This window comes from Bifidobacterium sp. WCA-178-WT-4B (assembly GCF_009696495.1).
Lineage (GTDB): Bacteria > Actinomycetota > Actinomycetes > Actinomycetales > Bifidobacteriaceae > Bifidobacterium > Bifidobacterium infantis.
On the sequence record NZ_VULV01000009.1, the window covers coordinates 96,162 to 120,543 of the forward strand.

15 protein-coding genes and 6 pseudogenes are annotated in these 24,382 nt (G+C 59.5%); 7 read left to right on the top strand and 14 right to left on the bottom strand.

The annotated features are described in order from the left end of the window. Positions 1-111 precede the first annotated feature (111 nt). Both FYJ31_RS07730 and FYJ31_RS07735 read right to left on the bottom strand, forming a co-directional pair. The gene (locus FYJ31_RS07730; RefSeq protein ID WP_154536412.1) at positions 112-2,640 is read right to left on the bottom strand and encodes an FtsX-like permease family protein; all 2,529 of its coding nucleotides are present in this window, start codon (positions 2,638-2,640) and stop codon (positions 112-114) included. After that, positions 2,637-3,428: an ABC transporter ATP-binding protein gene (locus FYJ31_RS07735; protein ID WP_060620596.1), complete on the bottom strand. Its 792-nt coding sequence runs from the start codon at positions 3,426-3,428 to the stop codon at positions 2,637-2,639. The genes FYJ31_RS07730 and FYJ31_RS07735 overlap by 4 nt, the downstream gene beginning before the upstream one ends. Before the next feature lie 241 nt (positions 3,429-3,669). Between FYJ31_RS07735 and FYJ31_RS07740 the strand changes: the two genes are divergently transcribed. Then, complete coding sequence (locus FYJ31_RS07740) at positions 3,670-4,848, top strand: sensor histidine kinase (RefSeq protein ID WP_154536413.1); 1,179 nt, start codon at positions 3,670-3,672, stop codon at positions 4,846-4,848. After that, positions 4,842-5,537, top strand: coding sequence for a response regulator (locus tag FYJ31_RS07745; protein ID WP_154536414.1), 696 nt, complete (start codon positions 4,842-4,844; stop codon positions 5,535-5,537). Before FYJ31_RS07740 ends, FYJ31_RS07745 begins: the two co-directional genes overlap by 7 nt. Positions 5,538-6,277: 740 nt before the next feature. Here the strand turns inward: FYJ31_RS07745 and FYJ31_RS07750 are convergent. The 5 genes and pseudogenes from FYJ31_RS07750 to FYJ31_RS12840 form a co-directional block, all read right to left on the bottom strand. Further along, positions 6,278-7,652, bottom strand: a pseudogene (locus FYJ31_RS07750) (IS256 family transposase); the annotation flags it as partial. 52 nt (positions 7,653-7,704) lie between these two features. After that, a pseudogene (locus FYJ31_RS07755) lies at positions 7,705-7,836 on the bottom strand (IS110 family transposase); the annotation flags it as partial. Between the two features lie 495 nt (positions 7,837-8,331). Further along, on the bottom strand, positions 8,332-9,351 hold the full coding sequence (locus tag FYJ31_RS07765) for a LacI family DNA-binding transcriptional regulator (RefSeq protein WP_154536426.1): 1,020 nt from the start codon (positions 9,349-9,351) through the stop codon (positions 8,332-8,334). A 393-nt stretch (positions 9,352-9,744) separates the two neighbouring features. Then, on the bottom strand, positions 9,745-10,119 hold the full coding sequence (locus FYJ31_RS12835; RefSeq protein ID WP_250231655.1) for a Beta-galactosidase C-terminal domain: 375 nt from the start codon (positions 10,117-10,119) through the stop codon (positions 9,745-9,747). A gap of 65 nt (positions 10,120-10,184) precedes the next feature. Next, positions 10,185-10,439 (bottom strand): annotated as a pseudogene (locus tag FYJ31_RS12840) (beta-galactosidase); the annotation flags it as partial. Positions 10,440-10,460: 21 nt separating this feature from the next. On the opposite strand from FYJ31_RS12840, the pseudogene FYJ31_RS07775 reads away from it, so the two are divergent. After that, positions 10,461-10,661 (top strand): annotated as a pseudogene (locus tag FYJ31_RS07775) (transposase); the annotation flags it as partial. Between the two features lie 117 nt (positions 10,662-10,778). On the opposite strand, the gene FYJ31_RS07780 reads toward FYJ31_RS07775, so the two are convergent. The 4 genes from FYJ31_RS07780 to FYJ31_RS07795 all read right to left on the bottom strand — a co-directional run bounded on the left by FYJ31_RS07780 (position 10,779) and on the right by FYJ31_RS07795 (position 14,350). Then, entirely contained in the window at positions 10,779-11,186 is a 408-nt protein-coding gene (locus tag FYJ31_RS07780) for a hypothetical protein (RefSeq protein WP_143081275.1), read from the bottom strand. Positions 11,187-11,236: 50 nt separating this feature from the next. Further along, positions 11,237-11,884 (bottom strand): ABC transporter ATP-binding protein, encoded by a 648-nt coding sequence (locus FYJ31_RS07785; protein WP_012576851.1) that lies wholly within the window; start codon positions 11,882-11,884, stop codon positions 11,237-11,239. A gap of 30 nt (positions 11,885-11,914) precedes the next feature. After that, positions 11,915-13,867: a hypothetical protein gene (locus tag FYJ31_RS07790; RefSeq protein ID WP_060620592.1), complete on the bottom strand. Its 1,953-nt coding sequence runs from the start codon at positions 13,865-13,867 to the stop codon at positions 11,915-11,917. A gap of 75 nt (positions 13,868-13,942) precedes the next feature. Continuing rightward, positions 13,943-14,350: a lactococcin 972 family bacteriocin gene (locus FYJ31_RS07795; RefSeq protein WP_065436480.1), complete on the bottom strand. Its 408-nt coding sequence runs from the start codon at positions 14,348-14,350 to the stop codon at positions 13,943-13,945. A gap of 218 nt (positions 14,351-14,568) precedes the next feature. Here FYJ31_RS07795 and FYJ31_RS07800 point away from each other — a divergent pair, with 218 nt between their 5' ends. The 3 genes from FYJ31_RS07800 to FYJ31_RS07810 all read left to right on the top strand — a co-directional run bounded on the left by FYJ31_RS07800 (position 14,569) and on the right by FYJ31_RS07810 (position 18,921). Beyond that, positions 14,569-15,237: a response regulator transcription factor gene (locus FYJ31_RS07800; protein ID WP_326831194.1), complete on the top strand. Its 669-nt coding sequence runs from the start codon at positions 14,569-14,571 to the stop codon at positions 15,235-15,237. After that, the gene (locus FYJ31_RS07805; protein ID WP_154536416.1) at positions 15,234-16,496 is read left to right on the top strand and encodes a histidine kinase; all 1,263 of its coding nucleotides are present in this window, start codon (positions 15,234-15,236) and stop codon (positions 16,494-16,496) included. Before FYJ31_RS07800 ends, FYJ31_RS07805 begins: the two co-directional genes overlap by 4 nt. Before the next feature lie 181 nt (positions 16,497-16,677). After that, the gene (locus tag FYJ31_RS07810; RefSeq protein WP_154536417.1) at positions 16,678-18,921 is read left to right on the top strand and encodes a sugar porter family MFS transporter; all 2,244 of its coding nucleotides are present in this window, start codon (positions 16,678-16,680) and stop codon (positions 18,919-18,921) included. A gap of 104 nt (positions 18,922-19,025) precedes the next feature. Here the strand turns inward: FYJ31_RS07810 and FYJ31_RS07815 are convergent. Next, positions 19,026-20,995 (bottom strand): annotated as a pseudogene (locus FYJ31_RS07815) (ATP-binding cassette domain-containing protein); the annotation flags it as partial. Between the two features lie 461 nt (positions 20,996-21,456). Further along, positions 21,457-21,729 carry an MFS transporter gene (locus tag FYJ31_RS13205; protein ID WP_326831195.1) on the bottom strand — a complete coding sequence of 91 codons (273 nt, stop codon included), beginning with the start codon at positions 21,727-21,729 and terminating at the stop codon, positions 21,457-21,459. Positions 21,730-21,908: 179 nt separating this feature from the next. Between FYJ31_RS13205 and FYJ31_RS07825 the strand changes: the two genes are divergently transcribed. Beyond that, entirely contained in the window at positions 21,909-23,732 is a 1,824-nt protein-coding gene (locus tag FYJ31_RS07825) for an AMP-dependent synthetase/ligase (RefSeq protein WP_154536418.1), read from the top strand. A gap of 309 nt (positions 23,733-24,041) precedes the next feature. Here the strand turns inward: FYJ31_RS07825 and FYJ31_RS12475 are convergent. Continuing rightward, positions 24,042-24,382 (bottom strand): annotated as a pseudogene (locus FYJ31_RS12475) (alpha-L-fucosidase); the annotation flags it as partial.

The window sequence follows — 24,382 nt, forward strand, 5'->3', positions numbered from 1 at the left end:
GCCGACAGATGGCATCTGGCAGCCGGCTGCCGGCAACCGCATCATTCCTTTCTATTGTGGTTATTATTAACCTTCCTCGGATTATTACCCGGGGAAATTTTGATAGCCGACTCAGCTGGTGAGGCCTTGTGCGGCTTGTATTCGGGTGGCGTTGCGTGCGGGGATGATCGAGGCGAGCAGTCCCGCGATGAGGATGACGGGGATGAGCACACTGATCTGGTCCCACGGCAGTCGGGTGGTGAATTGGCCGGTCATGCCGCCGATCTGGGCCTTGACGCCGGCTAGCCCAAGCGGCAGTCCGACGAGCAGGCCGATTACAGTGCCGATGACGGTCAGGGCCAGTGCCTCGATGGCGATGCTCATACGGATCGCGCCGCGTCTGGTGCCGAGGGCGCGCAGCATGCTGATCTCGTTGGTTCGTTCGATGACGGACAATGCGAGCTGGTTGGCGAGCCCGGTCAGGCTGATGGTGACGGTGATGGCGAGCATCGCGTAGGAGAGCATGAGCAGCATGTTGAGCACGTTGAGGATGTCGTTGCTTTCTGCGATGCCGCCGCCGACGGTGGCGTTCGGGTCGGCCGCGGCCAGATGGTTGACCTGGCCGGCGAGCTTGGCCCGGTCGATGCCGGGTCTGGTCTTGAACCAGACCATGCTGGTCTTCAATTTCGGCTGGATTGCGGCCGCGTTCGGCAGAGAGCCGAGTTGGCTGTCGGTGATGATGACCGCAAGCTCCGGTGATTCGGTGAGCTGCGAGGCATGCGCCCTGACAGTGAGCGGCGTACCGGCGATCGTGATGGTGAGTTGGTCGCCTTCCTTGATGCCGATGGTGCTCATGTAGCGCGGGTGAACGAGCGCGACGGGCGTGCCGCCGCTTATCCCGGCATGCCAGCCGTCGTCGGCGGTGAAGGTTCCGGCGGCCTTGTCGGGGATCACGTCGAGCACTTTGGGTGTGGTCTTCGCCCCTTCTGGCGCATGGTCGATAGCGATGGTGCGGACCGGGTAGGAGGCCCGCGCGTCGGTAATCTCACTGGCGCGTTGCAATACCTTGTCGGAGAGCGGGCTGTTGTCCGGCGTGTAGAGGGCGGCGCTGACCGGATAACGGTAGTCAAGGTCGGCATCGATGGTGGCGGTGCCGGTGGCCGCGGCCGAGGAGAGCGCGGCGATCAGGCTGATGCCGAACGCGACCGCGGTGATGGTGCCGCCCGCGCGACGCGCGTTCGCCGTCAGACTAGATGCCGCCAGTTTGCCCGGCAAGCCACACGCGGACAGGATCATGCCGATGGCGGGCATGAGCATCGCGACGAACACGGGCAGTGCGAGCACGAGTCCGAGCGCCAGGGCGAGGCCGCCGACCAGTGCGATGGGCATATGGAAGCCGGTGGAGCCGGCCCACAGCAACGCGATGCCTGCAATCATGCACGGCGCGCCGAATCCCATGCGCAGGATACGACCATGATGCGCCCTGCCGCCGGTGTCCGTATCGTCACCACTGGTCTGCGCGGCCCCGTCCAATGCCTGGATCGGAGGGATGCGCGTGGCATGGCGCACGGTCGTCCACGCGGTCAGCACCGTCGCCGCAACGGACAGGAGCAGCGCTCCCGCCAGCAGGAACGGGTTGGCGGCGAATCCGCCGAACGCCTGACCCATCGCCACCATGGCCGCGTAGCCGCCGCCCGCGCCGACCAGTGCGCCGATGATCGTGCCGGCCAATGCGGTGATCAACGCTTCGGACAGCACCAGCGAACGGATGTTCGCACGTTTGGCCCCGATCAGGCGCAGCATGGCGATATCCCTCGTACGCTGTGCGATCAGCGTCCTGTACGTGCTGGAGATCACCATCATCGCGCACAACAGGGCGATGACGGCGAACACCGCCATGATCACGGTCAGCTGCGTGGAGCCGCCGGCCATCATCGCCGACGCCTGCCGGATCATCTCACTGCCCTCGACGGCCGTGACGCCATCCGCCCGGGCCGTCGCGGCGAGCCGCTCCGTGACTGCATCGATATCGGAGGGATCATCGAGTTTGACGAACAGTTCGCCCGGCGTCGCTTCACCGAAGTACGACGGATCGGCGTAGATCGCGTAGTCGGTGCCGGTCATCGGCTTGAACCGCACATCGTTGATGCCGCTGACCGTCACCACACGCTTCGTCCCGTCGGACGATTTCAACGTGACCGTGCCACCGACGTTCACGCCAAGGCCATCGGCCGTATCACGCGAGACGACGACCTGGTCGGCGGATGCCGGCCAGTCGCCGGACTCCAATCCGAACCATCGCAGGGACGGGTCGCGGGATACGGAATACACATTCGCCGTGCGGCGCGCGGCGGAACCGTATGCGGTGACCGTGGCCGCATAATACGGGGCCGTGGCCCTCACCTTGCCGCCGACGTTCGCCTTGGCGAGCACATCCTCGGCCCACGAGGGCTTCAACGATTTCACATCGGCGTCACCGGGATCGATGATGACATCCACAGGCCGCAGCGGCGCGGCCGTGACGGTGGCCATGCTCGCGGTCGACGTAGCCTGGAACACGACCGTTCCAGCCAGCATCATTGCCGACAGGACCACCGCCAACAGGACGGCGAGCAGTCGGGACGGGGAATGCCTGATCTGCGCCCACGCCACCCGGATCATCGCGCACCCGCTTCCGCATTCGCGGGTTCGGCGCCCTGTTCGAGCACGCGCACCACATCCGCGGCCGCCGGATGCGCGATATCGGCGGCGATCAGCCCGTCGCGCACCACGAGCGCCCGATCCGTGTAGGCGGCGGCGTTCGGGTCATGCGTGACCATCACGATCGTCTGCCCGTGACGCGTCGCCATATCCCGCAGGATTCCCAGCAACTGGCGCGACGACTTCACGTCCAGGGCTCCGGTCGGCTCGTCGGCGAACACCACCGCGGGGCTGCTGGCCAGCGCGCGGGCGACCGCCACGCGCTGGCGTTGCCCGCCGCTCATCTCCTGCGGCTTGTGATCAAGACGGTTCTCGATGCCCAGCTCGCGCGCGATCCCGCGTATGGCCTGCCGGTCGGGCTGCCTGCCGCGCAGCGTGAACGGCAGTTCGATGTTCTGCTCTGCCGTCAGATACGGCAGCAGATTGAAATCCTGGAAGATGAACCCGATACGGTCACGCCGCAGATCGGACAGCGCATCATCCGAAAGCGTCGAGATGTCCGTGCCATCGATAATCACCCGGCCGGAAGTCGGCGCATCCAACCCAGCCAGCAAGTGCAGCAACGTGGTCTTGCCCGACCCCGACGGGCCCACGATCGCCGTGAACCTGCCCTTCTCGAACCGGGCCGTGATACCCGCCACCGCAACCGTCTCGGCCACGCCGGAACCATACGTCTTGCGCACGTCAAGCGCCTCCACGGCAGCCGGATATGCGTCCAAGCCGCTGTTTGCCCCCCATGTGTCCGTCATGTCGGCACCTTCCTGTTGTGTTCCAATCGTTCCGGTGATCGATAGCCGAAACATCCTTTCAGGAGTCAGCCTACGGGGGCCGAATCGTACGGGATATCATCCGCATGAATCAATTCACGCTCGACCGGCACCGAGGTACGAACGACCTGGTACCTAGGTATGAACTCCCGTGGAATGAGGAATAGGAAACCATCATTGCGAATCATGGTATCGGCCAACCGGCACGGGTAACGTCGTTGGTATGAAGGTTCATACGGAGGATACGATCGCCCTGTTCGGCGTGCTGATGTGCTTACTGTTCGGCGCGGCGGGCATGGGAGATTGGGTATGGGCGAGCGTGGCCGTCGCCTCCATCGTGTTCATGAGACGGCGGTTCGCCGTGTTCGCCGTATTGACTGCCAATGCTCCCTTCGCCTACACGACGGTCTATGGTTCGTTCACGTTGATCGGCCAGCTCATGGCAGTAATATCCGCGTTCCTGTGCGGGGCCAGTCGGGTGAAGCATTGTCGACTGGCTGGCTTGGCATCGTGTCTGCTGCCCGTCGCCGCGTTCGGCTTGCATCTGGTGATCATCCGCTCGAGGGATTGGACGATGCCCGTGGCCGGGTTGTTCGCAGGCAGTCCGATGCTGGCAGCATGGCAGGCGGGCCGGCTCAACCGCGCCAAGGACATGAGGCTTAAGGCGGAGGAAGAACGCCGGATCATGGCCGAACATGACAGCGACATGCGTGCGCGACTGGCCGTCTTGGAGGAACACATGCGCATCAACCACGAGATGCACGACATCCTCGCCCACACGCTCACCGTCATCACCGTCCAAGCCGAAAGCGGCAGAACGACCACCGCTGACCCCACAGCGCGCACGGCGTTCGCGGACATCTCCCAAGCCTCGCGCGAGGCCGTCGCCGATCTGCGGGCCCTGCTATCCGACAACACGAAAGAAGACCATTCACCGGAGCCCACGCTCGACCAGTTCGACGAACTCATCGCCGGATACCGAAGGCACGGACTGGTCATCGACCTGCACCAGGAGTATACGCAATCGCCGTACCTGCCGACGGGACTGTCCCACGCCGTATACCGGGTGGCCGAGGAATGCCTGACCAACGCGCTGCGCTACGCGCAACCCCGCTGCGTCAACCTGTCCCTGACCATCACTGGCGACGATATCCGACTGCACTGCGAAAACCCGTATACGTCTCCCCCACGCACCGACGTCACCGAACGACAGCGGCATGGGCATGGTCTTGACGGCATTCGGTGGAGGTGCGAGCAGTACGATGGTCACGCCAGCGTCAGCATGACGAATGGGCTCTGTTCGGTCGATGCCGTCTGGCCACTGCCCCATCAACGGGAATCGTTGGCGACGGCATCGAACGAGACTGCTGACGGACACGGGCAAGGAGGACGGCAATGCTGACGATGACGAATGCGGACGGGACACGACTCATACGCGTGATGCTGGTCGACAACCAGACATTGATCCTCGACGGATTCGCGCGCATCGTCGACGCACAACCCGACATGAGCGTCATCGCCACGGCCACGGACGGCGAAACCGCGATACGCACGGCTCATCAGGCCAAACCGGACGTAATCCTCATGGACGTGCGCATGCCCGGACTCGAAGGCATCCAGACCACGCGCGTCATCATTCACGATATGCCGGAAACGCGCATCATCGGGCTGACTTCATACGACACTGATGCCTACGCGATTGCCATGCTCGATGCCGGAGCCAGCGGATTCCTCCTCAAAAACAGCAACGCCGAACGGTTCATCGACGCCATACGCGCCACCGTCTCGGGCAACACCGTCATGGACACCACCACCATGAACCGCCTCAACCAGCGCCTCGCCGCCGCTTCCGCCCGAACGTCAACGACGGCAGAGGCATTCGAGGACAACGATCTCCCCGATTTCACCAGCCGGGAACGTGACATCCTTGCCCGCGTCGTCCAAGGCGATTCCAACGAACGGATCGCCGCGAGCTTGGGCGTCAGCGTGTCCACCGTCAAAACCCACATCGGCAATATCCTCAGGAAAACCGGCCAAACCAACCGCGTACGGCTCATCGTCTGGGCCACACGTCACCTTCGCAGACTGTGAAAACCCTCTGCCGGAGAGAGTCCGCAGCGAAAAACCGTTTCATGCGTCATCTCCAGATGACATTTTCGGGCGTCTTCTTGCTGCTCATTGTCCGTTTGCTGGAGAGTGGGTATCGAAAGTCCGATACGCAGGTGAGGAAGGTGGATGATGGTTCGGCATTTGAGGGGAACGGGGAGGAGAATAAGCGTCAAACGGATACGCATGCAATATATGCCGATCTGAGCCGAGGATACGAGATATGGGCGATGCTCCGTTGGAATTGAGGAAACCGGGCGGCATGCTGGTCTACGGGCTTCCCGCCGCGTCCACGCTGTTCATGCTGCGCATGCTGTGGGCCACCAAGCGTGACGCCGTCCCGTCGGATCACTCGTATTGGGCCATGCACACACCAATCGTGCTCATGCCGCTGGCGGCGGCCGTCCTTGCCGGTGGCATCGCGCTGGCCTGGCGGTACGAGAGACCCGAATGGGTGATGGGCGGAGTGCTTGTCCCCGCGTTGCTGCTGGATCTTGCCGGCGTGGGTGAATGGGCTCCGATTATGCCGATGATCGCCTATTGGGCGTTGATCATGACCGTCGCCGGTGATTTGCGGGTCCTGTGCTTCGGGCTTGTCTCCTGCATGGTACTGGACAGTCAGGCGTTCGCCGGGAACGCCTGGCGGCAGGCCGGATGGTCAATCTGGCTTGACGTGTTACCCGGGAGCTTGTCAAATTGTTTGTGTATGGGACTTGTTTTTTGTTGTATGGTTCCATGCGTTCGGGGTATGCGGCGGCGAGTTGGGCGAGGGCCTGTTTCCAGTTGGTGGTGACCCTGCCCTCGATGAGCCGGCACTCGCCTTTGTGGCGCCTGCCCTTGTCCGCCTTCTCCCGTTGCCTTGCGCGTTTGTCCTCGATGTCGCAGATCGCGAGCCACAGGAGCTTGACGGCTGCCTGGTCGTTGGGGAACTGGCTGCGGTTGCGGCTGACCTTCCTGAGCTGGTAGTTCAACGATTCGATGCTGTTGGTCGTGTAGATCACGCGCCGCAGCATGGGCGGGAACCGCAGGAACGGCGTGAACCGGTCCCACGCCCGCTCCCACGTGGCCGCCACCGATGGGTACCGGCGGCCAAGCCCGCTTTGCCTGAACTCGTCGAGCGCCTTGCGCGCCTGCTCCTCGTTGACAGCGCCGTACACCTCCTTGAGCTTCCTGCACACGGCCTTGCGGTCGTGGTCGTTGACGAACCGGTTGGCGGCGCGGACCGGATGCACCACGCAGGTCTGCGCCATCGCCTGCGGCCATGTGGCCTCGACGGCCTCGGGCAGGCCCTTCAGCCCGTCGCGGCACACGACCGGCACGTTCGTAACGCCCCTGTTGGCCATTTGCGCGCACACGTTCGCCCAGAACGAGGATCCCTCCGAATCCCGGATCCAGATGCCCGGCACGTGCCTGAGCCCCTCCATGTCGACGCCGATCGCGCCGTGCACGGCCTTCACACGACCCTGCCGCCGTCCCCGACCTTCACTCGTATCGCGTCCAGGCACATGACCGGGTAGAACCCGTCCAGCGGACGCTCCCGCCATCCGGGCACCACGTCGGCCACGGTGTCGGTGATCGACGATATCGTCTCGTGAGACGGTTCCGTGCCGACCGTCTTGGCGAGGCGGTGCCCGATGTCGCGCACGGTCATGCCTGCCGCATACAGGCCTATGATCATGCCGTCCAGGCCGCCGAGCCTCCCGGAGCACTTCGGCACCAGCCCGGGCGTGAACGAGCCCTCCCGGTCGCGCGGCACCTGGATCGTGACCGGCCCGACCTCGGTGGCCAGGGCCTTCGGGTACGAGCCGTTCCTCGAATTCGCCGAACCGTTGGCCTCCTTGCCCGCCCAGTCTCCGGGACCGTAGCCCAGATGCGAGGTCATCCCCGCCTCCAGGCCGCGCTCCAACGCCGTGCGCACCAGTTCGGAAATCAGGCCGCCCTCGCCTGTCGATTCCATATCGCCCCCGTCTATCCGCTCGAACAGGGAATCCAACGCCCCGACGAGACCAACCCATCGACCAGTTCGCGCGCCGACCCGACGGCCGCCGCGGCACCATCGCCGCGATCGCCGACCACATTGTCGTTCTTCAAGGTCACCATGATTCAATCCTTCCAGAATGGCGGCCCATACACAAACAATTAGACACCCTCAGAGGACCTTCTCGTCCTGTTTGACCGGCTTGTCGTACAGGGTGTCGCCGTCCCGGTCGAGGGCGTGCGCGTGGTGCGCGCTCTTGCCCACGTCCAGGCCGGCCCACACGTCGATGTCGTCCGGGGTCATCATCGTTCCTCCCGTCATGAAGGTCTTTCCGGCCGCCGTGGACTCGGAGGAGTCCGGACGTCCGGCACCGCACCCACATTACGACGAGACCTGCGCCATGCGCCCCTGAAGCGTCCGTGTAGCCGGCCTGGTTCCTATCAGCGGTCATCGGGCGTCCCCGTTCCCGGCGACAACACCCCCGGATCATCAACGACAGGGCAGGAAAGTCATACCAGGACCGGCGACCCGGCCCCGACCATCGGAGCCTACCAAACATGGTAATGGGCGGCACGAGGCAATTCGGCCGCCTTGACCCGTACATCCATGGGGCGGTGAAAATCCCATGGGGCGGTAACTTGCCCATGGGGCGGTCGGTAAAATTTTATCTTCCGCAGAATAGAGCCATTCTCAGCTACCGCCCCATGAGGGATTCACCGCCCCATGAGGGATTCACCGCCCCATGGGACATTTATATAACAACGACTTCGTGCAACAGCACCAGCATTACGACAATGTTGTTTAGCGCGTGGAGGCGCGGGCGATTACTTGCGATTCGGCGGTGAGCAGTTCGGGCTTGGAAATGTCTCCAGCGATACGGCCGAGGATGCGGTCCACGGCGGTGGGCGCGGTCCAGTCGAGCCTGGAATCCATGGTGGTAAGCGGAATTTGCAGGTATGGGGCTTCCTCGTTGTTGTCGAAGCCGATGACCTGCACCTGCGCGGGAACCTCATAGCTGGCAGTGCGTAGTGCGGTCAATGCGCCAATGGCCAGCTGATCATTAAAGGCAACCACGCCGTCGAACGGCACGCCGGAATCAATCAGTCGCTGAGTCACACGAGCGCCAGCGCCGATGGACCAATCCTGAGCGGTATTACCAATCAGATGAGGATCCAGCTCAAGCCCACGGCGGCGCGTTTCTTCAATGACACCACGCAAACGCAGTTGTGCGCTGCCTTCCACAGCCTGCAACAAAGCGGCCGTATCATAATCGCCTCGTGCGCCCACTACGGCGAGACGAGAAGAACCTCGATCATATAGGTAGCCTGACGCTGTTGCTGCGGCGGCAACATCGTCCGGAGTCACGTGGTCGGCAACACCCCATGTGGTTCGGGCACCGACAATAACCAGCGGGAAATCAACCTTCAGGTCTTCGGGCGAAATATCCTCCACCTCGCTCATGGAGAGAATCATGCCGTCTGACACGGTGGAGTTGAAGTTCTTGAGCAGGTCACGCGCTCCTTTGGCCGAGCCCTCTGCATACGTGGTGACGTATACGGAGTAGTCGCGCTGACGGGCGGCGTCAATGGTGCGATTGGCCAGTTCAGCGAGATACGGCGGAGTGAGCGATGGCACCGCAAGAGTAATAAAACCGGTGTGGTCGCGATTCAGGTTGCGGGCGGCCACATTGACGCGGTAGCCGAGGTCCTTAATGACTGCTTCGACCTTTGCACGGGTTTCATCGGTCATGCGGCCGGAACCGTTAATGACGTTTGAAGCGGTTTTGAGAGACACTCCAGCGGTTTGAGCCACATCGCGCAGGGTGACTCGACGCTTGGCGGAGGCAGGGGATGCAGTGGAAGCAGCCTTGACCGCGCCGACCGTACGACTTGTGTTCGATTCGGCTTTCCCCACTGTGCATACCTCGTTTTCATCTCTGAAAGACCATCGACTCACCTATTTTAGGACCACATGGCACCATTTTCGAGCCATATCCGGCCTTCAAGGGGCTGATCTGAGGCTTTCCGGACATCTACCTCCGTTTCAAGGGGCTCTTCATCCGCGAAAGAGGAAGTATAAACGGCTTTGCTTCAACGCCATTAAGCCATTTTGGGGCCGCGTCTACTTTGGCAACAGCCCCTTGAAGCGGAGATAGACATTTGCCCAACCGGTGTATCAGCCCCTTGAAACGGAGATAGCCGGTTGGACACTCATCTAGAGCGTGGTTTTGGTGATGAGAATGGCGTTGCGGACCAGCCCGTAGCCGGTGGCGCCGGCGTTCCCGGCAGTGAAATCGTTTAGACCGGGTTCGCACCGGTAGGCGATGATTGGTTCTCCCTCAATGCCGTTGACGGCAACGGGCTGCTTCGAACGGTTCAGATAGAAGTCGAAGCGGATGGTGCCGTCTGAGGATTGGCGGATGGTGTGCAGGATGCGGGGGTCATGAGTCGCGGCTGCTGCGGTCGTGGTTGCGGCGTTGATCTCTCCCCCACCCGACCTTTGGTCGGGAGCCCTTTCGTCGGATGGGGCTGTTGTGTTGAGTTCTGTGAGCAAGTGGGTGATGTCGTGGCGGCCAAGGTCGCAGCCCACGTAGATGGCGGCGCCTTGGCCGTGGGGGGGTGACTGGTGATGGCGGGGACGCCGTCGAGCTCCCAAAGTTCACCGGCGCGCTTGCGCGTGTTCAACGGCTTCCATTGTACGGCGGAGGTGGAGTGCTCCATCATGTACCACGGCTTGCCGGGGCAGATTGCTTCGATGGCGTCGCGTTCGGCCTTGTAGAAGTCGAGCAGCATGTCGTTGCCGAACCGTTTGTAACCCAACCGCTGGGGCGGGTTGACCATGCTGTCGCCGCCCATGTGGCGTGGCAGCAGCACCTCGGCAAAGCTGTTGACGTGCTGGGACCAGAACGCCTGTGGCCCAAGAACGAGGCGGCCCGTCCGATCCGCCGCCACTTCGCCGAGATCGTCGCATACTTCGAGCACCCGTACACCAACGCCGTCCTCGAGGACGCCGACAGCGTCATCCGGAACGTGAAGAGACGGGCCCGCGGCTTCCGCAACACGGACTACTTCGCCACCATGATCTACCTGACCTGCGGCAAACTCGACCTCAAAGCCGTCACCACCGCCTGACCACCACTCACCACAAACAGCGAATAACCGAAAAAACACTACCAATCAAGGCAAAAGTCAATTGGCGCGCATAGTGACTGATTCTTCAGTATTCCTTTTTCATATCCTCACTAAAAATTACTGTCGAACAAGCACAGTATATATTCCCAAACCATCATCATTAAGAATCTTCATGATTTTGTCACGTTCGATATCGTTTCCATATGTAATTTCGACATATCCTTTGTCCTGCATCCGGGAGGGGCAATCGGCGTGTTTAATGTTCACTTTAACGCTTTTCCCTACTGATTTGAGTTTGTCAATGGCTGCGCTGCTCTCGACATATATCTGCTTCGTTGTTTGGTAGGATGCCAAATCGTTGCACGGCAAACTTGTGCCATTTCTTTTCAGCGGAATGAGACCAATCATGATCAAGACAGCCGCAATGAGCGCCGACGTTATAAATGCGATGATAGCGTATAACAGCACCCGCCTAGCCAGCGATTTGCGCTTCGTCATACCGTCAGCGTTTATCTGGACCATCATTCCTCCTTGCGTTTTCACTATTCCACTTCACGAGGTATAGCAATCAATGATTAGTTATGATTGCCTACTTGGTAGTTTTGGTCACATGCAGAGACTAAAATGGGATCATGCGTGGCAAGAACCACAATTGCCCCTTGATCAGCTCGGTGCCGCAACAAATCAATAACGATTTGCCTGTTATGCGCATCGAGAGAAGCGGTGGGTTCATCTGCGAAAATTACAGACGCGTTCTTGTATATAGCGCGCGCAATTCCAAGACGTTGTTTTTCTCCTCCACTGAGATGAGACGCGGGTTCCTGAGTTCTTTTTGCCAGTCCAGTAGCTCTGAGAGCCTCTCGTATCTGTTTGCGGTCCCCTCCCGCACGTTGTCCAAATGGTCCAAGCTGCATGGAGACATTGAAAGCCACGCTTTCCTCGTCCATAATGCCGTAGTCCTGAAGGATGAACGAGGCCGTGTCATGCCAGAATCGTCTACGTCTTCTGGCTGTCGCGTGCGTGACATTTTCGCGATCGATCATAAGTCGTCCACCATCCGCTTCCTGTAGAAGACCGAGTGTGTGCAACAGCGTGGTCTTTCCGCATCCGCTGGGGCCAGTGAGGGCGACCATACCACCTTCGGAGATATGTAGGTCGACGTGTTCGAAAATTGTTCGCCCGGCAATGCGTACCGTCAGGTTGTCGCATTCTATAGTGGTCATAAACATGTCCTTTCTGCTGGGCTCGGTTGATTAAAGAGTGCGATTATTGATGCCCACAAACATGCGCTGTACGGACAGAATGTGCGAAAGTGCGGAAATGAAGATTGCCAGCAAACCCAGCGCTCCGGTCATTACTGCAGCTGAGATGCCTGTAGAGCGAAGTGCTATTGCAGCGAAGATAATTCCTCCTACTAACGCCGTACTGCTCTCCACAAGTATCGTGGACTCCGCCAATCGTCTTGCGGGGCTACCGTTGAGCATGAGCGGATAGTCGTGTCTTGCGCGCAGCGCAGCGCGGACCATCGCATGCACCATAACGGTTAAGGCAAACGCAACAATAAGCATTACAAATGCAGCGGCTTGCAGCCCAGCGAAATATGCAGAGAACTGGGCCTGCAGAATCTGCTCTTCAGCGATGTATCGCACTTTGACCTGTCTTGACAACCCTGCTTGTCGCAATCTTGCTCGTACATCCTGAAGACCCGTCAACACGATGTTGCGTGTGGTGGCCGCCGGCACTAGAAATCCTGAGTCGGAGAATCCCGAGTAGTCAGGGAGAACTATGAGCGTGAGCCTTTTCGGGAAAAGCATAGTGTCAGAGCCGCCTTTGAGCACGGGTATTGCATCGCCGGAAACGCTATAATACAAGGCTCTTTCGAGCATATTCACACTGGTCTGGGAATCTGCACTCCATGCTGGTATCTGAGAAACTATGTCTTTCGCCTCCGCGGGTAGGTAATCGAACGTGACGCGGACTGAGTGCTCCATGTGAGCCGGGTCGACCTGTACCATATTGAGCCATTGCTGAGTGACTAACGCTACTGGTTCAGCACTTGGGGCTCCGGTCATTTCTGGCGTGAACGTGTAGGAGAGAGCTCCTCTCCCGTCATCTTCTATTTCACGCATCACGTTCGCGACCTTCGCATCCAGTTGGGGGTTATTTTCATACGACAGCGCTATTGAGACCTGATTAGACAAACGCTCCCATACACGTTGCTCGCGGGCCGATGAATCAGCCGATGCTATCGCCGACATTGCGGGCGCAGTCACCGCCAGCACCGCTACGAATACCATCGCTTTCATTGCCAAAGCAGATCGGCGTAGTCCGATATTGCCGGATGCGCGACGCATGATCATCGTTGCTGAAGGCCATGACAGCATGCCGACAATCAGCATCGCAACAAACAGTCCTGCCAACACGGTCCCTTCAAGTACCAGTAGTATGCGAGAGAAGTATGGTATGAACACCGCGCCTCTAACCGCACCAACCACCGTGACTGAGACGATGTCGATTAGGCATGCCGCACACAGCGATGGGGTCAGAATGCCCATCATGTCGTCTTTCTGTATGCGCCATACCGAGACGCCAGCTAATACCCGCAACGCCCTTGAACGAACTTTAGATGCCATCCAATACAGAACCATCGTCACCATCAGGGCAAGAGCCGCGGCCATCGACATCACGAAACTTGACTGTGAGGCTAGCAAGCGCACGTCATCACGCAACGAATCCGCACCCCACGCCACCATTACCCCATTGCGTACCGTCCAATCGCGCAGTGCTTTATCAGACTGGTTGCCTTGCAGTAGATAGTATTGACCGCTCGCAGAGGCCGCCGACAGACGCGACTGTCCTGCCACCTTAGAACTCGGCATGTTTCCAAATCGACGGACTGAAGTTCCCTCGGGCAGTCTTTCACTTGCAGTGGAATCTAGCGCGACAAATACTTGAGCGGATGCATCCCCGTCAAGGTCAGGCATAACCTTGACGATGCCGAGTTGTTGCTGTTCTCCGATATCAGCAAGCTCTCGCAGCATTTGAGCGTCATCCACGTTAGGTGATTGAAAATCCAGTGTCATCGAGATTGTAGGATGAATTCCTTGGGGTAAAGCTCTGTCATGTAGGTCGCTGGCCATGACTGACAATAACGTGGCGAGCAGAAATACCAACGTGGATACCATGAAGAACAGGCGACGATGCATGGTACACTCCAATCATCAGGAGAGGCCGATACCACACGGGAATGCCATATGCCATCGGCCGTTCATCATTACCTTTCAGGACACCCGATAGTAGTAGGCGTCGTTATTGCCCCAATAGTTCACAGCGTATTTCTCTGCAATGGACTGCTTCTTTGCGACTGTATCGATGCTGCGCACGGTATCCCCGTTCAACGAGACCGAAGAGCCATGCGTCCGTGTGTCATGCGTGTAATAGGAACGAATCTTGACGTTCCAGAAGCCCCATTCCCAGATACCGCCCTGAGCAGGGTACTGCGTATGCTTACCCTCCGGGTTGAGCCACATGGGCCGAATCCCATACTCTCCGCTTTCCGTGGTCGGCGCAATGACGTCGGCCTCAGCAGCAGAGGCGGATGCCACAGGGATGATTGTCATCGATGCGCAGGTCACCAATGCAACCGCCATCATCTTCAGCTTGGACTGTTTTCCTGTTTGAACGGACATGGTGTGCTCCATTCTCGTATCCGATCGTTCCGTTACCCATGAATTCCGTCAACACTGACCGGAACCCGCGTTCGCCGTTCCGGAATCTTTCCGGAACGTCTTCAAGGTATCGCCTTCTTCCGGGACAATCCACCGATGTCACTTCATAAGTGACATTGTGGGAAGCTGGCGACCATCCGCAATATCATCAAGACATGAACCAACAAGGCGAAGGAAAAGTGACATTGGGCATTGTGGACAACGACCAGCTGACGTTGGCGGCATTGTCGAGCATCCTGCGCAGTCTGCCTTGGCTGCACATCCTATGGACGACAATCTCAGGCGACGATGCGATTGACAACTGCTTGTCCACGAGAACGCGTCCGCAAGTGATATTGGTCGATATGTCCATGGAGAACACGAGCGGTGCCATGGTATGCAGGACCTTACGCCGTCATTCGCTACCCATCGGAGTAGTATGCATGACCTCATTTTCGCTGGGAAGCTATGCTCGCGCAGCCGCCGAAGCCGGAGCTCAGGCGTTGATCTCCAAAACGGACTTACGCATCTTGTCCAGCGCCGTACGACGCGCATCGATGGGCTCGGCGACGCAATGCGCTGCTGATGAATCAGCACGTTTCACTGATGTGCCAGACACTGCTTCCAACCTTATTCCAGACTTTACTAAGGCTTCAGATAAGCGTTGGTTGAACGGAGATCGACTGTCCGCACGGGAGGTTGAAATCCTGCGCATGTACTCCGAAGGACTGGAAACTGAGGAGATTGCGAGGTCTTTGTCCCTAAGCAAGTTCACCATCGGCACGTATGTCAAACGTGCGGTCGCCAAATTGCATGCACGGAACAGAATCCACGCCATCATCATGTGCGAGAAACGCGGACTGCTATGAACCATGAAAACACCAAACGGAATGGACTTGCACAGGATCAGAACGACGAAATAGGTACCAGCAGTTGGATGTACATGCGCGCAATCGCGGTCATGGCAGGATGCGGATACGGAAGTATACTGCTGGTCGCCAGTCTTGTCTCGGGTGTAATTGGATGGATTGCGTTCGCGATTGGCGTGGTAGCGATGGTTCTGTCCATCATCTCCATACGTTTTCCACTTGTGGCGGCGATAATGCAAACTCTGCTTTGGGCGTGCATTTGTATGGTTCCCGCATTATCTGAATTATCTTGGGCGTTGTTCCTCTCATTTGCCGCCACTCTAATGCTGGTCTCATTTCGATATACAGGACTAGGCATCGGCTTAGGCATAGTCCAATCATCCGTAACTGTCGTCTCCCACGCTATGCTGGGAATGTCCGGCGCGAGTCCATCGCCTATTTTTGACATGATTGCCGTAGTAGCGCTCCCCGCTGCTTCATGTATCGGCGTCGGCATGCAATGGCGCATTAGGCTCATGCGCATGCAGCAGATCCGCCATGAGCTGGATCGTCAGAGGGAGATTAACGAGGAACGTCGCCGCCGCGAGTTAATTGCTGCAACACTCCACGACCAAGTGACCAACCGACTCGCCTACCAGATACTTCGCATGCAGCACGACATACGGACTTGGTGTGAGCAACCACCGCAATCTGAACAGTACCAAGCCGAAATCTCTGAACTACTTGACATATCTCAAGATCTGCTCGAAAAAATACGGGCGACAATCGATGTACTCGGTTCCGAAACCATCGCAGACAATGAATCACACGATAGAGTCGAGCTTCCTAAGTCCAGAATGTCTCCCGCCCCTGAGACTGAGCAGGAAATGCTTGATGAACATCTTACACAGGCCAAGGAAGAGATGCGTGAACTTGGTTTTGCTGTGAACACACAACTTCTGGGCACTATGCCACTCAGCTACGATCCCAAAGTGCTGGATATAGTCCATACGGGCATAGATGAATTCACCAGCAATATGATCAAGTACGCTGATCCGATAAAAGAATGCAGTCTTATCGTCAATATCACAGCAGCAGATATAACAGTCATATCAAGCAATACGTGTAATACCAAGTCCTCATGTTATACCGCACGAGCTATGACAGGCGGTAGAGGACTATCTCAGCTTAGAATAAAAGCCAAGGACATAAATGGGACATTATCAAAGGATAATAGTGGCAAGGAGAGCATTTTCCGTCTTTCTATACGATGGCAATAACACCCTTGCTGACTGCAAACTGGCGAATTGCTTTAAAGTGCATTCGGAAAGACTGGCGAATTCCTCTGATTCACATCCCAGGATGGATTGTCTTGCGTGACGGGCCGGGACCAGCGCCAGACGGAGCCAGTTCGGCTAGTATGAATAGGCACCCCCATAGCTGTATTGAGAGGAAGAGCACATGGCGGGACTGTTTCGGACTGCTTCCAAGCAGCCCAACCCTTTAGGGACAGCCATACGCACCCGCGGATCAGGAAAATATACATTCGGACTGGCTTTGAGTGCGGGTCTTGCCGGATTACTGTACGGCTACGACACCGTCTCTATCTCCGGCGCCATCGAATTCCTGCGCGCCAGATACGGGCTCAGTACTCTCATGGAGGGCCTCGTCATCTCCTCCATCATGCTCGGTGCCGTCATCGGAGCGGCCACCGCCGGATTCCTTTCCGACCGATTCGGCAGAAAACGTATCCTTATTATCGGCGGCGCGTTCTTCCTCGTTGCGGCTGTATGGAGTGCGCTGACGATAGGTCCCATAGCGCTTATCTTGGCGCGCGTGGCCGGCGGCTACGGCATCGGCCTGACCGCCGCGCTGGCCGTCACATATATCACCGAATCGGCTCCGGCCAACATCCGTGGTCTGCTCGCCTTCTCTTATCAGTTGCTTGCGGTTTGCGGCCTCTTCCTGACTAACGTCATCAACTACATCATCGCCTCCTACGGATCAAACGACTGGGATATGGCCATTGGATGGCGCTGGATGCTGGGATTAGGCGCGATTCCGGCCGCCGCTTTCCTGCTGGCTATGCGGAGGGCACCGGAAAGCCCGCGATTCCTCATTCAGGTAGGCAGAACCGATGAAGGTTTCGCGGTGCTCGAGCACATCCTCGGCACCGAACGCGCACGCCTGCGCACCGATGACATCCAAGCCTCGGTCAAACTGGAAACCGAGATGTCGCACGAATTCCATGATTTGTTCCGTCCAGGCCTGCGACGGGCACTCGTCATCGGCATCTTTCTCGCCGTGTTCAACCAGTTCATCGGCATGAACGCCATCTCCTACTATGGGCCGGTGATGTTCTCGGATCTCGGGTTCGGCGGGGACACTCAGTTCCTCGCGGCCGCCAGCGTAGGCGGCGTGGAGCTGGTGGCCACCGTGGTAGGCATGTACCTGATCGACACGTTCGGCCGTAAGCGTCTTATGGAAATAGGCACCGGCATGATGTGCGCGTTCGCGCTATGCATTTCGGGCTCGTATTTCATGGGCAATTCGCTGCTGACGCTTATATTCGTCATGGCGTTCACCATATCGTTCGCCTTTTCGATGGGGCCGATTCCTTGGATTGTGATTCCCGAGCTCTTCCCCACGTATCTGCGCGGTCGCGCCACCGGATTGTGTGTGATGTGTCTGCTGTTCGCCAACTGGATCATCGCACAATTCACGCCGATGATGATCGATGGATTGGGCGGCGGCATATCGTTCGCGATTTTCGCGTTTCTGGATCTGATTTGCCTGTTCGGCATCGTGGCGTTGGTGCCGGAGACAATGGGACGCACGCTGGAGGAAATCGAGCATCTATGGCAGCCGAAAACCGATTTGGCCTCTGCAAAATACGCGCTGAGCACGGCTGATGCGAATATCCGCCACGCGGAAGCCACGCTGCGTCGTATTGAAAACGAACGTCAGCAGGCATTGGGCATTATGGATGCGGCTGAGCGGGCTCGTGCTGCGGCACAGCAGAAGATTTTCGCCATAGAGACCGCCAAAAGGGCCGAGGCAGAACGGCTGACGGCGCAGCGCGCTGCCGAGGAAGCCGCCAAGGCAGCGGCGAATATGGCTGCAGAAGAAGACACGGCAGCGACCGTCTCGGAAGTCGCGACGGATGAGAACGTGCCGTCGCTTGTGCGGCGTACGAGGGGCGCTGTTCTGGTCGGTAAGTCATCCAGTAGACGGCACGACGGCGAGTATACGGGCGGCTCTGTGGATGGCCCTGCGGATGGCCCTGTGGATGGCCCTGTGGATGGCTCTGCGGCCGGTGCGATGCTGGACGGCGCGGCGGCCGAGGCAGCGGCCAGCGCAGCAGTCGCGGCCTTGGCCGATTCGTTGCCCGACGACCCATGCACGCTGGCGAATCGGCCGACTACGCGCAGTGGTGCGGATGATACGGATAGCGTTGATGCCGCAGATGCCGTTGATTCCGCGAATGACGCGAATCGAAACCGCAAGCAGACAAATGCCGTGCAGCCGGCACATATGGCCTCTATTGAGCACGCGCACAGTGCCGATACGCCTCGCGGGGTATTACTGCCCAGTGCCGACGAGGATTCCTACAGCGAGCATTCCTTCGCCGAGACGGATGACGACCGCGAGGCTCAGGCCATCGACGCGGCCCTCGACTCTCTGGATGCCCTTATCAGAGGCTGATATATAAGGAAATACAGGATTCCCGCCTTGCGCAGCCGAAACGCACCGACGCGCAAGGCGGGAATCCTGTATTGCAGAGTATTGCGGCCTGTGACTGTGTGACTTTACAGATTCAGCACCGCATCGGCAACGCGCATGGCGGATTCACGGCGAGAGACCAGCACTACAGCCACGTCTTGCCCCTTATCCGCATTCTGCACGCTCTTGGACAGCTCACGAATGGAACGCAGAATGATGGCTTCATTCAAGGCATCCAGACGACTGGTCGGCTCGTCAAAGAGCACCAAGTCGGCATTGCGCAGGAATACGCGAGCCAATCCGATGCGCTGGCGTTCGCCTTCAGACAGTCGGTCGCCCAGCTCACCCACCTGGGTGTCGAACCCATCCGGCAACGAATCAATCAAGTCAAGCACGGATGCCTTGGCGAGGGCTTCGCGGAGTCGGGCGTCAAGAACACCGGCCGCTCCCCCATTGCGAATCTCCGATTCAGGCAAGGCGATAAGCAGATTCTCTCGAATCGTGCCGTCGAACAGGTGGGTCTCCTGACTCATCATGGCCTGAATACGGCGGCGGGCATGCACATCGATTTGCGGTAGCGGCGTGCCGGACAGCGTCACTTGGCCACGCTGCGGGTCCCAATAGCGCATCAGCAGCTTCAGCATAGTGGACTTGCCCCTGCCGGATGGGCCTTGGATACCGAGGATGCCGTGCTGTGGCACATCGAGCGAGAAGTCGGCGAGAATCGCCTCACTCTCCTCCCCCGGGTACGCGAAAGTGACGCGGTCAAGGCGCATGCCCTCATAATCCGAGTTCGCAGTGCCAGTTTCCACCACGCCCGGCGCTTCGTCCATCAGACCGAACAGACGACGGGCGGAGGCGAAGGTCTGGGTGAGGTTCGCGGGCAGGGCGGCGAGCGCCAGCGTCGGCCCGAACGAGCTGGCGAGCAGCGTGAAGGCGGCGATCAGCGCCAACACCATCCAGGGGCTCAGCGTGGCCGCCACGATGGCGTAGACGATGGTGGTGGTCACGGGGCTGATGGCGAGTGCGAATCCGGCGATGATGCCGAACACCGGTAGGAAGGTTGCGGCAAGGTGGCCGATGGTGCCGGCCGTGGAAGCCGCGACCATAAGCCCGGCCAGCGGCTTGGCCTCCCCGAGTAGCCGCTTGATGACCTGGAACGTGCTCATCTCGGCCGGCGCTGCAGCCGGAGCTGGCCACCGGACAGGTTGGCGGCGTCGGACGCAACGTCACCGTTCTGGCCGTCATCAGGCAAAGCCATCAGAAGGTTCTCACGCAGAGTACCGGCAAACAGATGGCTACTGGCACCGATCAGGGTGATGGTTCGGGCGAGCGTCTCTCCGGACGGGTCGGATACCTTGACGTCGTTCAGCGTAAGCGAGCCTTGGTATCCGGTCAGCGTGCCGGCAAGCAACGCGGCAGCCGTGGATTTGCCGGAACCGGAGATGCCGACGATGGCGGTGAGTTGACCGGGGTAGGCAGTGAAGGTGAGGTCGGTGAGCGCAGGTGCCGGCGCGGAATTCATTTGCTGAACGGCGGCACCGGAATCGGCGCTGTCATAGGAATAGCCGACGTGGTCGAAGCTGACGGTGATTCCGCCATCGGCCTCGGTCCCGGCCTTGGTACCGGTATCAGTCCCGACATCAGTACCAGTGGTGGCCGGCAGCGTGGCAGTGCCATGGGCGGGCTCGGAGGTGTCCAGCAGGGCGAAGATACGTTTGGTGGAGGTCATGCCGTTCATCGCCACGTGGAAGTAGGAGCCGAGTTGGCGCATGGGGATGAAGAATTCGGCGGACAGCAGCACAATCAGCAGCAGTCCGGCGAGGGTGAGCGGGAAGCCCGCACCGAACGGCATCAGGTATTGCAGGCCGTAGGCCAGGTAGGCGAATGCGCCGGGCAGGTGGGCGGCGAGCATGATCGGCGACCAGCCGGCGGCGCTGGCTCCTGCGGCGGCTGCGGCGGTATGCGCATACTGCCATAGAGCCACACCAATGCCGGCCGCCGCACCGCCGTAGGCCACGATATCCATGGCGGTCAGCGAGCGCAGCTGGATCTGCAGCACGCGCATGGTCATGACCCTGCGCTCCACATTCCGCGCAATCCCATTCACCTTAAGCGAACGCCCTCGCACATGCCAGACTTTTAAAGTGAGAGAGGCCACAGAATTTTCGATTGCGGAGTGCGCATGCTAGACGCGCCAACCAGAAGAAATATGCTTCGATATCAGGGGCTGAAGCATCAACTACACCCAATACGTGCATTTATCCGTTTCGAGGAAGCTAATTTTTGCGTTTGCCGGAGGTCTACTTCCGTTTCAAGGGGCTGATTTCGCATTTGCCGGAAGTCTATCTCCACTTCGAGGGGCTCCTCATCCATGTAATCGGAAGTATAAACGGCTACACGTCAACGTCATTCCGCCGTTTTAGGGCCGCGTCTACTTGGGCATCAGCCCCTCGAAGTGGAAGTAGACTTCCGGATAAAGCAAAATCAGCCCCTCGAAGCCGAGAAAGCACGTTTCTACGGTGTCAGAAGCCGACGGAACGCAAAAGGGTCGTCTGCACGCAGACGACCCATATGATCAATTCGCCAATAGACGCAGCAAACGCGGCCTAGTGCTGCTTTTGCGCGGCGACCAGTGCTTCGGCGGCGGCCGTACTTATCGGACAGGAAGCCGGAGAAGCCGGCGCCGATCACGCCGCCGATCATGATGGAGCTGATGACCAGACCCTGCAGGGCCGGGCTCAGCGCGTACTTGTCCTGCAGGAAGTCGATGACTCCCGAAATGGACACGGTCATAACCGTAGAGCAAACCGGTTAGACACGGCGTTGTATACAATCCACAAAACCAGACAGACAACTTCTCCATTGCCCACAACGCGCGCAACCTTACGCCAGCGTAGCCTAACTTGTCAGGATGGCTCGATTTGTCAACAGCCATCACGCAACGCACGTAAGGACACGGCCCGCTTATGCTTGACCACTACACCACGCCCGGCGAATCCATCGAGATCCGCGATGACCAAACTATCTATTCACTGCTCACCGATCGCCTTGCCCGCACCGGCGCGGACACGGTAATCGCCGCCAAGAAAATCGACCCCGGCCGCTGGCAGAACGTCACCACCGGCGAATTCCACGAGCGCGTGGTCTCAGCCGCCAAAGGCCTGATCGCGCTCGGCATCGCCAAGGGCGACGCGGTAACCATCTTCTCCTCAACCCGTCTCGAATGGGGCATTCTCGATTTCGCACTGGCCGCAGTGGGCGCGGTAAGCGTGCCGATCTACGACACCGACTCCGCCCCGCAAGCCCAGCGCATCATGAACGATTCGGCGGTCAAGCTGGCCTTTGCCGACAACCGCGAGCGCTTCGACCGGCTCGACTCGGTCAAGGACCACTGCCCTGCCTTGAAGCAGATTCTCATGCTCGAGGGCAACGCACTGGGCGCGCTCGAAGGTCTGGGCGTGGCTGTTTCGGACGAGGAACTGAACGAGCGCGTGGCCACCGTGCGCGCCGACGATCTGGCCACCATCGTCTACACCTCGGGCTCCACCGGCAACCCGAAGGGTGCCGAACTGACCCATAAGAACTTCGTGTCCATCACCATCACCGCTTCGCAGGCGCTGCATGAAGTGGTGCTTGACGACCATCCACGCCTGCTGCTCTTCCTGCCGCTGGCCCACTGCTTCGCACGATTTATCCAGTACGCCTCCATCGCCTCCGATGACGGCGTGGTCGGTTATCTGCCGGATACCAAGTCCCTGCTGCCGGACCTGCGTTCGTTTGAACCGACCTACCTGCTGGGCGTGCCGCGCGTGTTCGAGAAGGTGTACAACGCCGCCTCGCACAAGGCCGGTGCCGGCTGGAAGGGCCGCCTGTTTGTCAAGGCCGCCGAGGCCGCGCGCGTCTGGAGCCGCAAGGAGCAGGCCGGCGAGCAGCACACGTTTGCCGAAATCGCCGAGCGCGCCAAGTATGAAACGCTCGTCTACCGCACGGTGCGCGGTGCTTTGGGCCCGAAGATCAAGTACGTGGCTTGCGGCGGCGCGCCGCTTTCGCTCGATCTGGCGCATTTCTACAACGGCATCGGACTGCCGATGATTCAGGGTTATGGCATGACCGAGACCGCCGCCCCGTTCGCCGCCACGCGCGTGACCGACAATGTGATCGGCACCGTAGGCCAGCCCGCGCCCGGCTCCTCGATTCGCATTTCCGACGAAGGCGAACTGCAGGTCAAGGGCCCGAACGTGTTCCGCGGCTACCACAATCTGCCGGAGAAGACGGCCGAGGCGTTCACCGCCGACGGCTGGCTCAGGACCGGCGACCTCGCGTCCATCGACGACGAAGGCCGCATCACCATCACCGGACGCATCAAGGACATCATCATCACCGCCGGCGGCAAGAACGTCTCCCCCATTCCGCTGGAGGAAGAGATCGCCAAATGCCCGATCGTGGAGCACTGCGTGGTGGTGGGCGACCAGCACCCGTTCATCGGCGCGCTGGTGACGCTCGATCCGGAGTCGCTGGCATTGTGGCTGCCCGCGCATGGACTGTCCACGGAGACGCCGGTGGACCGGCTCGCCACGAACGCGGCGGTGCGCGAGGAGATCCAGCAGTACGTGGACAAGGCGAATGCGACGGTCTCGCGCGCCGAATCCGTACGCAAGTTCGCCGTGCTGGACACGCAGTTCACGCAGGAGAACAAGTGTCTGACGCCGTCGCTGAAAGTGGTGCGCCCGGCCGTTAATCGCGTGTTCGCCGATGTGATCGACAACGAGATCTACAACGGCAAGCGGTGAGACGCACGGTTCCTTGTGATCCGGCATGAAGAGAGGGCCTTTTTGTGGGCCCTCTCTTTTTTGACTGACGCTTTTGGTCATGCACTATTCGCCGTAATACACGAGCACTTCGTCGTAGGAAGGGATCACTTGGTAAAACGACTCATGATAGGCTCCTTCGCCTTGCAATAGGTTCTTACAGTAAGGGATAATGTACGGTAAGGAAATTTTTCAATATCGTTTTAGAATTTTTCCACTCATGAGCGAGGCGGCCGCGCCGGCCGGGAATGCACCGACCGGACTGCGACCGCCTTCATGGATAAGGGCTGATTAGTGTCGAGCAAAACGCACGACCTGAGGGCCGGCGACGTCTGTCGCGGGAATCTCCGCGGTCAGCATATCGCCGTCCGCCTCCACGACAACGTTGCCACCGCCAAGAATGGTTGCGGAATCCACATCGACCGCGCCCGCATCTATGCGCAGCGGAACCCTGCCCGCAGCATCGACGACGGCATAGACGCTCTTGCCGTCTCCGGTCCAACGGACCCATGGCTCGCCGTCCCCCTCTCCGGAAGGCGAGGCTCCCGGCACCGGTTCGACATCATGGATACTCGGCGAGTTCACGTCCATCCAGTCGGCCATGCCCTCGAGGCACTGACGCTGCAGTTCGG